The sequence below is a fragment of the Rummeliibacillus suwonensis genome (assembly GCF_007896435.1).
Lineage (GTDB): Bacteria > Bacillota > Bacilli > Bacillales_A > Planococcaceae > Rummeliibacillus > Rummeliibacillus suwonensis.
On record NZ_VCBL01000001.1, the window covers coordinates 2,407,785 to 2,419,972 of the forward strand.

General features: G+C 37.1%; 10 protein-coding genes. 2 read left to right on the forward strand and 8 right to left on the reverse strand.

The features are described 5' to 3' along the window. Nucleotides 1-31: 31 nt before the first annotated feature. From priA to FEU33_RS11050, 5 genes are all read right to left on the reverse strand, one after another. Nucleotides 32-2,440, reverse strand: coding sequence for a primosomal protein N' (priA, locus tag FEU33_RS11030; RefSeq protein ID WP_146549413.1), 2,409 nt, complete (start codon nucleotides 2,438-2,440; stop codon nucleotides 32-34). Next, nucleotides 2,437-3,642 carry a bifunctional phosphopantothenoylcysteine decarboxylase/phosphopantothenate--cysteine ligase CoaBC gene (gene coaBC, locus FEU33_RS11035; protein ID WP_146549414.1) on the reverse strand — a complete coding sequence of 402 codons (1,206 nt, stop codon included), beginning with the start codon at nucleotides 3,640-3,642 and terminating at the stop codon, nucleotides 2,437-2,439. Before coaBC ends, priA begins: the two co-directional genes overlap by 4 nt. Nucleotides 3,643-3,844: 202 nt before the next feature. Further along, complete coding sequence (gene rpoZ / locus FEU33_RS11040; RefSeq protein ID WP_146549415.1) at nucleotides 3,845-4,069, reverse strand: DNA-directed RNA polymerase subunit omega; 225 nt, start codon at nucleotides 4,067-4,069, stop codon at nucleotides 3,845-3,847. A 3-nt stretch (nucleotides 4,070-4,072) separates the two neighbouring features. Beyond that, complete coding sequence (gmk, locus tag FEU33_RS11045) at nucleotides 4,073-4,690, reverse strand: guanylate kinase (RefSeq protein ID WP_146549416.1); 618 nt, start codon at nucleotides 4,688-4,690, stop codon at nucleotides 4,073-4,075. 50 nt (nucleotides 4,691-4,740) lie between these two features. Then, nucleotides 4,741-5,616, reverse strand: coding sequence for a YicC/YloC family endoribonuclease (locus FEU33_RS11050; protein WP_146549417.1), 876 nt, complete (start codon nucleotides 5,614-5,616; stop codon nucleotides 4,741-4,743). A gap of 275 nt (nucleotides 5,617-5,891) precedes the next feature. Here FEU33_RS11050 and FEU33_RS11055 point away from each other — a divergent pair, with 275 nt between their 5' ends. Further along, nucleotides 5,892-7,589, forward strand: a complete 1,698-nt coding sequence (locus tag FEU33_RS11055) for an Rqc2 family fibronectin-binding protein (protein ID WP_146549418.1) — start codon at nucleotides 5,892-5,894, stop codon at nucleotides 7,587-7,589. A gap of 422 nt (nucleotides 7,590-8,011) precedes the next feature. Here the strand turns inward: FEU33_RS11055 and FEU33_RS11060 are convergent, their stop codons facing one another. Then, entirely contained in the window at nucleotides 8,012-8,416 is a 405-nt protein-coding gene (locus FEU33_RS11060) for an organic hydroperoxide resistance protein (protein WP_146549419.1), read from the reverse strand. A gap of 131 nt (nucleotides 8,417-8,547) precedes the next feature. On the opposite strand from FEU33_RS11060, the gene FEU33_RS11065 reads away from it, so the two are divergent. Beyond that, nucleotides 8,548-8,979: a MarR family winged helix-turn-helix transcriptional regulator gene (locus FEU33_RS11065; RefSeq protein ID WP_146549420.1), complete on the forward strand. Its 432-nt coding sequence runs from the start codon at nucleotides 8,548-8,550 to the stop codon at nucleotides 8,977-8,979. A gap of 1,152 nt (nucleotides 8,980-10,131) precedes the next feature. Here FEU33_RS11065 and FEU33_RS11070 read toward each other — a convergent pair. Together FEU33_RS11070 and pyrE are read right to left on the reverse strand one after the other, a co-directional pair. Next, the gene (locus tag FEU33_RS11070) at nucleotides 10,132-11,067 is read right to left on the reverse strand and encodes a VOC family protein (RefSeq protein ID WP_146549421.1); all 936 of its coding nucleotides are present in this window, start codon (nucleotides 11,065-11,067) and stop codon (nucleotides 10,132-10,134) included. Nucleotides 11,068-11,557: 490 nt separating this feature from the next. Beyond that, nucleotides 11,558-12,187 carry an orotate phosphoribosyltransferase gene (pyrE, locus tag FEU33_RS11075; RefSeq protein ID WP_146549422.1) on the reverse strand — a complete coding sequence of 210 codons (630 nt, stop codon included), beginning with the start codon at nucleotides 12,185-12,187 and terminating at the stop codon, nucleotides 11,558-11,560. Between the last annotated feature and the right edge of the window lies 1 nt (nucleotide 12,188).

A 12,188-nucleotide genomic window follows, 5' to 3' on the forward strand; every position in this document is an offset into this window, starting at 1 on the left:
GTGAAACTTCATTCAGGGGGTCTTAAGTGTATTAAATAGACGATGGATCTAAATCAACAGTTAGTTGAACTCCCTTTTTGACCCATTCCGTACGGTACAACCGGATCAATTGTTGCAATGTTTCAATTAGATTCGGCTCTTTTTTATATTTTATCAAACATTGATAACGATATCGATTTTGAACTCGGCTAATGGAAGCAGCAGTAGGCCCGATCAGTACAACTTGTTTGGAGAGTTTTAGTTTTAACCAATCCATAGCCTTCCCCGCATATTCCGCTGCCATCATAACATCTTCATGTGTTATTTGTATAAGTACAACGAAAAAATAGGGTGGATAAGCAAACTTATGTCGCATGGCCATTTCTTGCTCATAGAATGGTTCATAGTGCTGCTCTTTTGACAATTGGATGGCATAATGCTCAGGCGTATATGTTTGAATAATCACTTCACCTGGTAAATCATGACGACCTGCACGACCACTTACTTGTGTTAATAATTGAAAAGTACGTTCAGCTGCACGGAAATCGGGAAGGTTTAAGGATGTATCTGCACTTAATACCCCGACTAATGTGATTTTTGGAAAATCTAGCCCCTTGGCAATCATCTGAGTTCCCAATAAAATATCTGCCTTGCCAGCACCAAAATCATCTAATATACGTTCATGTGCCCCTTTTTGTCTTGTTGTATCAACATCCATTCGCAACACTCTGGCTTCAGGAAAAACTTTATGAATCTCAGCCTCGATTTTTTGAGTACCTGTTCCAAAAAAACGAATATGCTCACTATGGCACTCTGGGCACTCTGTTGGAACACGCTCTTCATATCCACAATAATGGCATTTTAACGTTTCTGTTGAACGATGATAAGTCATAGAAATATCGCAGTTTTTACATTGCACGACCGTTCCGCAATCACGACATAAAACAAAGGATGAATATCCCCGACGATTCAAAAATAAGACCATCTGCTCTTTTTTCTCCAGTCTTACTTTCATAGCATCTGCTAAAGATTGCGAAAACATTGAACGATTTCCTTTATGAAGCTCTTCACGCATATCTACTACTTGAACAGTAGGTAAAGCTTGTTTCTTTGCTCTTTGAGATAATGTCAGTAAAGTATAAATATTTTTCTTTGCTCTAGCAAAAGACTCAAGTGAGGGGGTAGCACTTCCTAGGATAACGGGACATTGATGGAATTGACTTCGCCAAATCGCAACATCTCTTGCATGATATCGTGGTGTATCTTCTTGCTTATAGGTGGATTCATGTTCTTCATCTAAAATAATCAGTCCTAGATTAGTAAATGGGGCAAAAATCGCAGATCTAGCCCCAACAGCGACCTTTACTTCCCCACGTCCGATTTTCCTCCATTCATCATACTTCTCGCCCTTTGATAATCCGCTATGCATCACTGCTACTAAATCACCAAAACGTGCACGAAATCGCTCTGTCATTTGAGGAGTCAACGAAATTTCAGGTACTAGCACAATAGCCTCTTGTCCGTGATTGATCGCTTCTTGAATGGCTTGTAGATACACTTCTGTTTTCCCACTGCCTGTTACACCATGTAATAAGAAAGTTGTAGCCATCTTTGATTTCATCGATTGTAAAATTTGATATAGTGCAACATCTTGCTCATCTGTCAATTGAAGCGCTACAGATTTATGTACATCTTTTGAAAAAGGGTTACGATAGATCTCTTCTTGGAAATAGCTAGCTGCACCTTTTTCAATGACTGCATTCAATACGGCAGGTGTAATATTCAATGTTTCACAGAGTCTTTGTGGGATAAACTCTTCTCCTGCATGTTCTACCATCCATTCAGCCACTTGCAATTGTTTCTTTGCACGTTTAGGGATCGTTGTCGTAATTTCTCGTAATTGTGGCACATCACCTAGCACTTTTACTTTGCGAACTGCTTTCACTTGCCCTTGTTGCTTCACAATTGTTCTTTGCTCAACAAGACCTTGCTTCATACAATATTTAAGCGGCTTTAATAGATCAGCCGCTTCCACTTTTTTATACGGAATTACCTCTTTTTGACCAAACAAAGCCTGTAATTCCGCAGGTAAATTGGACAGTTCAGTCGTTCGTTTGATAGACTTCTCATATTTTGCACGTAAAGCGGATGGTAGCATAACTTGTAATGCATCTATCTCATAGCATAAAGTATGCACAGTCATCCACTTTGCAAGTTTAAGCATCTCTTCCGTTAACACTGGTTCTAAATCTAAAAGCTGTGCGATTGCTTTAAGTTTATCTACTGGTACATCTGTTTCATCTTTTAACGCTGTGATAAACCCAAGAACATTTCTTGGACCGAATGGCACTTTAACACGACACCCCACCTCTACCAATTCCTCTAGCTCCAGAGGAACCAAATAATCAAATGGTCTGTCCACAGGATAAGCAGAAACATCGACAATAATTTGTGCAATCATTGCCACATACCCTCTCTTTTTAAGATTGTTGTGAATAATTCAATTGCTAGTTTCTCTTTCGGCATAGATTCATAACTTTGTTGAAATCCTTCTTTACCGACTAACGTGACTGTGTTTGAATCAGCTCCAAAACCACGATCTGATTTTGAAACATCATTTGCGATAATATAATCCGCATTTTTTTTGATTAATTTACCTTTTGCATATTCTAATACATCATTCGTTTCTGCGGCGAAACCTATTAATAATTGATGTTGTTTAAGCTCTCCTAAAGTAAGTAATATATCAGTTGTTCTCACAAGCTCTATAGCTGTATGATCAAATTGTTTTTTCATTTTTTGGGACAAACTGATTTCAGGACGATAATCCGCTACTGCTGCCGCTTTTACGACGATATTTGCATGATCGTATTCTTTTAAAATAGCTTTCAGCATGTCTTCAGCACTCTCTACAGAAATCAGCTTTACACCTGCTGGAGGAGTTATTTCTACTGGTCCTGAAACAAGTATTGTATCTGCACCGAGCTTTTGTGCCGCAGCTGCCATCGCATAACCCATTTTTCCAGAGGAAAAGTTCGTTAAATAACGAACGGGATCTATTCTTTCTCTAGTTGGTCCTGCAGACACGACCACTTTCTTTCCTTTCAATGGTAAATTTTCTGGTTTGAAAAACTGTTCCACTAAAGAAACTATTTTTCCTGGCTCTTCTAAACGCCCTTTTCCAACATAGCCACACGCTAAAATACCTTCCGAAGGCTCTATAAATTCATAGCCATCTTTTGCTAAGCGTTCGATATTTCTTTTTACTGCTGGATGATTATACATATGAACATTCATAGCTGGGGCTACCCAAACTTTTGCAGTGGTAGCAAGTAACGTTGTTGTCACCATATCATCAGCAATCCCATTGGCAAGCTTACCGAGCATATTAGCTGTAGCTGGGGCAACAATCACAAGATCGGCCCAATCCGCTAACTCAATATGAGCTATAGCTCCAGAGTCTTTTTCATCAAAAGTATCAATGTATACATCGTTTTTGGACATGACTTGAAAACTCAAAGGAGTAACAAAACGGGTTGCAGATTCTGTCATCATTACTTTCACATGCGCACCTGCTTGCGTAAGCTTACTCACCAGTGCAACTGCCTTATAAACTGCGATTCCACCTGATACACAAAGTAAAATGTTCTTATTTGCAATCATGTTTTTCTTCCTCTCGAAACAACATAAGCCCCCAAAGAAAAACTTCTCTAGGAGCTACAGCGTTTTAGTTAATCAATGCACCTCGGCAAAACACAGCAAGATTTTGTCAAGTCAATTTGATTAATTCCCATCAAAAATCTGTGTAAACTGCCGGAAGCTTTAACCTCAATTAGTGAATGCTTATACACCCATTGAATAAGGGTTAAACTTCATCTTCATAAACTTTTGTTTCATCTTGATCTTCTATTGTAAGAACGCCAGCGGCAACTTCCTCAAGTGCTTTCCCTACGCTTTTATAAGAAACATATGAAGATAAACGTTCTGGACTGCCTTCTTGCATGGCACGAGCTCTTTTAGCAGCAAGACTTACAAGTGAATACTTTGAATCGATTTTAGTTTTTAAAACATCAACAGATGGATATAGCATCTATTATTCTCCTCTCAACATAGCTAAATATCTTTTTTCTACACGTTCACGTTTACAATGTTCAGCAAGAACAATCGCATTAATACGTTCACATGCTAATTGTACTTCGTCGTTTTCCACGACATAATCGTACAAATTCATCATTTCCAATTCTTTGTTTGCAGCAGCTATACGTGATGCAATAACGTCTTCTGATTCGGTCCCACGTCCTACCAAGCGTTGTTGTAATTCAGAAAGACTTGGTGGTGCAAGGAAAATAAATAGACCATCTGGTACTTTTTCACGAATTTGTGTCGCACCCTGAACTTCAATTTCAAGGAATACATCACGACCTGCATCCAATGTTGCATTTACATAGTCAATAGGTGTTCCATAATAATTGCCTACATACTCGGCATATTCAAGTAATTTGCTTTGTTCAATAAGCTTTTCAAAGTCTTCTCTACTTTTAAAAAAGTAGTCTACACCATCAACTTCCCCCTCACGTGGCTCGCGTGTGGTCATGGAAATAGAATATTCATAATTGGTATCTGGTTGTGAAAATAATGCTTTCCGCACTGTACCTTTTCCAACACCGGAAGGACCAGATAAAACAATTAATAATCCACGTTCTCTTCTCATTAACTCTCCCTCATCGTTCCAAAAAATTAATCATACAATAAGTATTGCTATTATTCAATATTTTGAACTTGTTCTCGCATTTTTTCTAATATTGCTTTTGCTTGAACAACGGCGGTAGCTGCTTCAACTGACTGATTTTTAGAACCAATCGTATTAATCTCACGATGCATTTCTTGCATCAAAAAGTCTAATTTTCGACCAATTGATATATCCTCTTGCAATGTTTCATCTAATTGTTTTAAATGACTTGCTAAGCGATCCAATTCTTCTGATATATCTGCTTTTTCTGCAAAAATAGCTACTTCAGTTAAAAGGCGTTCTTCTAAATGATCTGTGTGACTAATTTCGTTTATGCGTTCTACTAATTTTTCACGATATTTCTCTACAGCTTTTTGAGAAACGTTTTTGATAACAGCGATTTGCTCTTCTAAGGCCTCTTTAAAGCCTAGAACTGTTTCGAATAATACTTGGCCTTCTTTTTCTCGCATTTGAATAAGAGCGATTGTTGCTTCTTCAACAGCCTTATTCACTGCACTTAAAATCTCTTCTTTGGGAAGTTCTTTTATTTCCAAAGTGAGTGCTTGGTCAAGTTGTAAAATTTCCGTCATGGACCATTTATCATCCAGCGGAATCTGTTGTCTTAACTCATCTCTTGCTTCTTTATATGCATTGACTAGAGGCCAATTGATCTTTACAACCTGTCCAAATGGCACTAATTCTTTCACGTAGACGGATACATCAAGCTTTCCTCTTGCTACTTTTGTAGAAAGTATTTTTTTTGCAAGTACTTCCGCTTCAGTCCATTCTTTAGGAAATCGTGTGGAAATTTCTAAAAAACGATGATTTACTGAACGGATTTCTACGGTTAACTGCAGTTGATCCGTTGTTGTGACACCCCTGCCAAATCCTGTCATACTACGTACCAAGGTCAGTCACATCCTTCTTCGCATACTATCTATAAGTATAACATAAGAAAAAAATTATTGCGTATATCCATGGACTGCTTATCTTTTAATTGTACGCTAAAATTATATTTTCTGCTTATTTTTTTGTTGTTTAAAGAAAATATTTGATTTTTATCCATGAAAATATAGAACATTCGCTGATTTCCGCTCCCTCTTGATGTGAGTGCTTACTGCCTGTTAATGCAAGATAAAAAATGATAAGATAGAACAAAACGTTTTGAAAGAGGAATTTACATATGGCATATGATGGCTTATTCACACTAGCAATGACAAAAGAATTGCAGCAATTGGTCACAGGGCGTATCGCTAAAGTACACCAACCAAATGCACAAGAAATTATTTTAACTATCCGAGCAAGTGGCAACAATCATAAATTATTGTTATCCATCCATCCATCTTACGCTCGTGTACATCTGACAGATCAAGCAGTCGATAATCCTGCTGAACCGCCTATGTTTTGTATGCTGTTACGAAAGCATATCGAAGGAGGCTTTATCGAATCGATCAAACAAATCGATGGCGATCGCATCATCGTATTCACGATAACAAGTAAAAACGAAATTGGAGATCCCATCATAAGAGAATTATATGCGGAAATAATGGGACGACATAGTAATCTCATTCTAGTAGAAAAAGAATCGCAAAAAATCGTAGATAGTTTGAAACATTTACCTCCTGCAATGAACAGCTATCGAACTGTGTTGCCCGGTCAGCTTTATGTAGCGCCTCCTAAACAAAACAAAGTAAATCCAACAGTTGTATCTGACGAAGATTTACAAACATTTTTTGCGACTGAAAAATCGGCACAAGAAATTGTTCAACATTTCACTGGATTTTCATCCCTCCATGCCAATGAATTTTTATATCGCATTGATGAGTCTGGAAAAGCTGCGGCAGCTCTATTCCCCTCTTTTATTGCTGAATTTAAGAATGGGGGCAGCCAGCCTACTTATATAGAAGTAAATGGGAAAACACAATTTTCTCCTATCGCACTTACGCATTTACAAGGCAAACCAGCGATCTATCCATCTTTAAGCACATTACTTGACCGTGTCTTCTTCGCAAGAGCTGAACGTGACCGAGTGAAACAACAAGCGGGAGATCTTGAACGCTGGTTACAAAATGAAATCAGTAAATTGAAGCTTAAACTGAAAAAGCTTCAAAAAGATTTAAATCACGCGCAAAAGTTGGATCAATATCAATTATTTGGTGAATTACTAATGGCCAATCTCTATAATTTTGAAAAGGGACAAAAAGAAATCACCGTTGTCAATTATTACGACGATCATGAAGCAAAAGTGAAGATTCCTTTAAGTGAACGCAAAACACCGATTGAGAATGCCCAAAGTTATTACACCAAGTATAATAAGGCCAAAAATGCACTCATCATGGTACAACAACAAATCGATAAAACCAATGAGGATTTAACCTATTTCGAGATGCTTTCACAACAAGTACAGCAAGCAGCACCACATGATATTGAAGAGATACGAGAAGAGTTGGCGGAACAGGGTTTTATGAAAATGCGTACTGCCAAACGGCGTAAAAAACCAACAAAACCATCACCTGAGGAATTCGTTTCTTCAACAGGTGTCCATATTTCAGTAGGGAAAAATAATAAACAAAATGATTATTTAACATTTAAATTAGCAAGAAAATCAGATATTTGGATGCATACAAAGGATATTCCCGGCTCACACGTGGTCATTCATGATGCGAACCCTGATGAACAAACATTGCGAGAGGCTGCCACACTATCTGCGTACTTTAGCAAAGCCCGTGATTCCTCATCCGTTCCAGTTGACTATACAGAAATTCGACAAGTCAAGAAACCAAGTGGTGCAAAGCCAGGATTTGTCATCTACTTTGAACAAAAAACACTATATGTTACACCTGATGAAGAACTAGTCATTCAGTTGAAAAAAGAACGATAAAGTGAAGCTTCCATCAATAGGGGTTTTCTTCATCTCCCATTGAGCTAGAAGAACTCAGGTTAAAAGCGCCACGTCCTGTGGCAACACCTGAGAGACCAACATCTTGTTGGCCCAAACCAATCGGGCGCATGCGGCAGGTCCCCCCACCTATCTTTCTCGTTTTTTTCTAAACCTTGAGGTGGGGGTCTTACTGCCCGTTAACGCGGGATAAAATTTTGAGTCAAAAACATTTACACCTTCCCATTGTTTTAAAATCTAAAGGAGTGATTAACCGCAGTTAATCACTCCTTTTTTCAAGTATTCTCAGAAAACTTCGAGACCTCTGATTTTAAAAAATATTTTCTACTTTTACTATCTCTTCATTAACAAATTTTTTCTATATGCTCATTTCCTATTAGGTCGAATAACTATCTAAAAGTGGATTAAACAGCTTTTACAGTAACTTCAATATTATTTCGTGTAGCCTTTGAATACGGACAGACCGTATGCGTAATTTCTAAAAGTGTTTGTGTTTCCTCTGGTGATACGCCCTCAATATGGCCTTCTATTTCTACTCCTAAACTATAATCCTGTTTGCCATTATTATAGAGTGATACAATCGCGCTAATTGTGGATTGACCTTTAATGCCTTTTTGCATTTTGACTAAATCAAGCGCGCTATTAAAGCATGAACTAAATCCTGCCGCAAATAATTGTTCGGGGTTTGTTGCGCCTTCAGTATTTTTACCTGGTGGTACAATATTCAAAGAGAATGATTTGTCTGGAGAATGCACTTCTCCACTACGACCGCCTACATTTGTCATTTTAGTTGAATACATTTTTTTCATTTTAACCAACCCTTTCTTAATCATTTTTATTTTGTACAATTAAATTGTATACAATTTAATTGTGATTGACAAGTCAAAAGAATAAATTATTATAAAAATAATGATATTATTGTTTGGGAGGGAAATAATCTATGCAGACAGAGCAAAATTATTTGGATAATCAGTTGTGCTTCTTGTTATACGTATCTTCTAAAGAAATCATTAAGAAATATACATTCTATCTCAAAGAATATGATCTAACGTATACTGGATATATCGTTTTATTGGCGATTAATTGTGATGAGCAAGTCAATATAAAAGAATTAGGAAATCGCGTCTTTCTAGATTCTGGGACTTTGACACCATTATTAAAGAAACTAGAGCTTAAAGGGTATATTTCAAGAGAACGTTCAAAAAAAGATGAACGTAATTTAATGGTTCAACTAACAGAACAAGGGAAAAAAGTACAAAAAGAGTTACCTTGTATTTCAGAGAAGGTTTTCGAAAAAACAAATATGACCAAAGAGGAATTTTTTCAAACAAAAACCACTTTGGAGAAAATTATTCACTCCTTTAGATCATAAAAAACATGCCGATCAGCTTTTTACAGCCATGAAGTTGATCAGTTGACCGCTTGTTTGTTTTCAAAAATTGCTAGCTTAAAGTAACCATTCAGATCAGGCGTGTTGATTATCCAATTTAATCCATAAAAATAGGATAATTCGTTGATTACAGCAAAGACTTGCTCGCTTTCCTGCGGGCGAATGCTGGGGCTTGGGGACAACAGGATGTTGGTCACGGAGTCGTTGCCACAGGACATGGTGTCCTTAGACTCCGTTCCTTCAATCGCTACGCTGTGGGGTCTCATCTATTCGCTTTTCCCGCGGGACATTGAATTGACTTCCTGTATCCACACCGCACGAAGGAAATGCACATGCATTTTCGAGGATTCGAGCAAGCCTCCGCTTCAATCTATATAAACGATCCTAAAAATACAGGGTTTTTCAAAAATTACACCAAACAGACACTCCTAATTTTTGTGTAAAATCAACATGCATGCATTCAAATATTATTATCGTTCGTAAAAATTATCTGAATGACAAAGGGACAATATTATCTGCTGTAATGACTTGATAATAGCTTTGAAGTGTATTTCAAGGAAGACAACATGCAAAGAACAATAAAGAGGCTGGGACAGAACAAAATTAGCCCTACCCAAAGCCGAATAATTGAACTTAATAAAATCAATTTCATAAAGCGTCTTTCTTTGAGAAAATACGATTATTCGATGATGAACATCATTTAGAATGGTGTGAAGTGGAGGACGGCGACTCCTCGAAAATGCATGCGCATTTCCTTCGTGCGGTGTTAGTTCAAAGAGGCTTATTCAAAGTCCTGCGGGAAAAGCTTGAGCTGAAAGCCCCGCAGGAACGTTTTAAAGAACAAAGCCTAAGTTCGCCACGTCCTGTGGCAACGGCTTCGGGATCAACGTCGTGTCGACCCGAGGAGATTGAAGCCAAGCCCGCGGAAAGCGCCGTCTGGAACGGAACACAAAACTGAATGTTACGAAAAAATATATATTAAATGTTCATGCTTTTTGTACAAATTCCTCATTATAAAATAGATTCAATATCCGAACAAATCTGAAATTTTAAATAGAATTTTACATTATTGTTCGGATTTTTTATTAGCTAAAATACTTTTATCCCAACCTCTTTATTGATATCGTAACCTTTTTACTGATGATTTGTTGAAAACACAAGACTATTTCCATCTGGATCAATGATGGCAAAATAATGATCTAAATCTTGCATTTGGGTTAATTGTTTTACATGGTTTTTCAATTTATGGTAGGCCTCTTTAGATGGCAGATTGAAATGTATCTCTTGTAATCCACTATGTATATCTAGTGGATGTGCAGCGTTTCTTCCAGACCAAGCATTTCCTGCGATATGGTGATGATATCCACCTGCTGATAAAAAGAACCTATCATTTGATACAAGCTGCGATTCAAATCCTAATACTTGATGATAAAATGACAATGTTTTTTCTAAATCATTAACACGCAGATGTACATGTCCAATTTTTGTACCTATTGGCAATTTACCATCTGTCTCAAATTTTGCAATCTTTGCAAGTTCTTTAAAATTTAATGGATTGCTACCTTTAGGATATTTATGCCATTCCTCTCGAGGTCGATCTACGTATATTTCAATACCATTGCCCTCTATATCAGATAAATAAAATGCTTCACTATAACCATGATCACTTGCACTATCCAATTTAGCAATAGGAATAATCCGTTCAAAATGAGGGAACCGAGTTGCTTGCTCTAAAGGACTATCTACCGTATTTTTATTTCGTAATATTTCAAAGAATTTTGTAGCAAAGGCCTCTCTATTTGGCATAAGAAAAGCGATATGAAATAACCCCGTACTTTTTGCTGGTTGCAATTTTTTAGCTGTTTTTCGTAACTCTAAGAGCACTCTTTCATCCTCTTTTACACCAAGATAAGCATAATTTTGTGTTCTACTAAGTACTGTTAAGCCAACAACATGTTTATAAAAAGCGATTTGCCTTGTTAAATCAATAACTTTTAGCACAACACGTTCTACATTCGTCGCCGCATCAATTGTATATTGTGGTAAAAATTCTTCTAATTTTTCGGTCATTCAGAAAACCCCTTTTTAAATTCATAGTTATTAAATAGGTTTAGTTAATTTTAATACAAAATAAAAGGAATGACAAATAAAAAGAACATATATTATACATCTTTTATGATGATAAAGTGAAACTTCATTCAGTCGGGTTTTCTTCTCCCCCCACTAGATTTTAGCTGATCCAATCAGGTTTTTATAAGACTATCGAGATCCCCCTTTGTCACTTAAAGCGGGCATGGTTTATGCGCAAATTTTCTTTTTTACGTATGCATTTTTAATCGTTATTGGTGATCAGCTCATTATTTGTATAATTTATATTTTGCTACTGCTTCTCATACATTTAACTTAAACCTCTATGACAGGAGGCTGCCCGAAAAACAATAAAAAAATACAATTCAGTATCAATGTATCGATCTGAATTGTATTTTATTAATTCATTTTCGTTCTAAATAGGTGCTTTCTTTACTCCTAAGAATGATCATCCATTTTAAAACAGATTCACTTATAGTTTTCCAGCCTTCAAATCTGCATGCCATTGAAGTAATCCTGGAATATCGTCTTCTTTAATCATCCCTGTTTCTTTGGCCACTTCTACAAGCGCTTCAAAGTTGGATAGGCTTTTATATGGTACACCTACTCGATCAAAGTTTTCTTGTGCACGAGGCAACATGTAAGAATACACGGATACGACTCCTAACACTTCTGCTCCTTCACGACGAAGCGCTTCAACAGCTGTAATACTTGAACCGCCTGTAGAAATGATATCTTCAACAACGACTACTTTTTGACCTTGTTGAAGCTTTCCTTCTGTTTGATTGCCTCGACCATGATCTTTTGGTTTTGAACGTACATACACCATTGGTAAATCCAAAATGTCGCTTACCCAAGCAGCGTGTGGAATACCTGCTGTGGCAGTTCCGGCAACTACTTCTGTTTTTGGAAAGTTTTCTTTGATCAATTCAGCAAGACCATTCGCAATAATTTTGCGAACTTTCGGATAAGAGATCGTTAGTCGAGTATCACAATAGATAGGTGATTGAATACCAGACGCCCATGTAAAAAGTTCATTTGGGTTTAACTCTACTGCACCTACTTCTAACATACCTTTTGCTACTTCTTTTTGAATGGTCATC

What these genes read in the sequence shown, in the direction of transcription:
- pyrE (WP_146549422.1), bottom strand. Translation starts at nt 12,187, where the DNA reads ATGACCATTCAAAAAGAAGTAGCAAAAGGTATGTTAGAAGTAGGTGCA.
- coaBC (WP_146549414.1), bottom strand. Translation starts at nt 3,642, where the DNA reads ATGATTGCAAATAAGAACATTTTACTTTGTGTATCAGGTGGAATCGCA.
- rpoZ (WP_146549415.1), bottom strand. Translation starts at nt 4,069, where the DNA reads ATGCTATATCCATCTGTTGATGTTTTAAAAACTAAAATCGATTCAAAG.
- FEU33_RS11055 (WP_146549418.1), top strand. Translation starts at nt 5,892, where the DNA reads ATGGCATATGATGGCTTATTCACACTAGCAATGACAAAAGAATTGCAG.
- priA (WP_146549413.1), bottom strand. Translation starts at nt 2,440, where the DNA reads ATGATTGCACAAATTATTGTCGATGTTTCTGCTTATCCTGTGGACAGA.
- FEU33_RS11060 (WP_146549419.1), bottom strand. Translation starts at nt 8,416, where the DNA reads ATGAAAAAAATGTATTCAACTAAAATGACAAATGTAGGCGGTCGTAGT.
- gmk (WP_146549416.1), bottom strand. Translation starts at nt 4,690, where the DNA reads ATGAGAAGAGAACGTGGATTATTAATTGTTTTATCTGGTCCTTCCGGT.
- FEU33_RS11070 (WP_146549421.1), bottom strand. Translation starts at nt 11,067, where the DNA reads ATGACCGAAAAATTAGAAGAATTTTTACCACAATATACAATTGATGCG.
- FEU33_RS11065 (WP_146549420.1), top strand. Translation starts at nt 8,548, where the DNA reads ATGCAGACAGAGCAAAATTATTTGGATAATCAGTTGTGCTTCTTGTTA.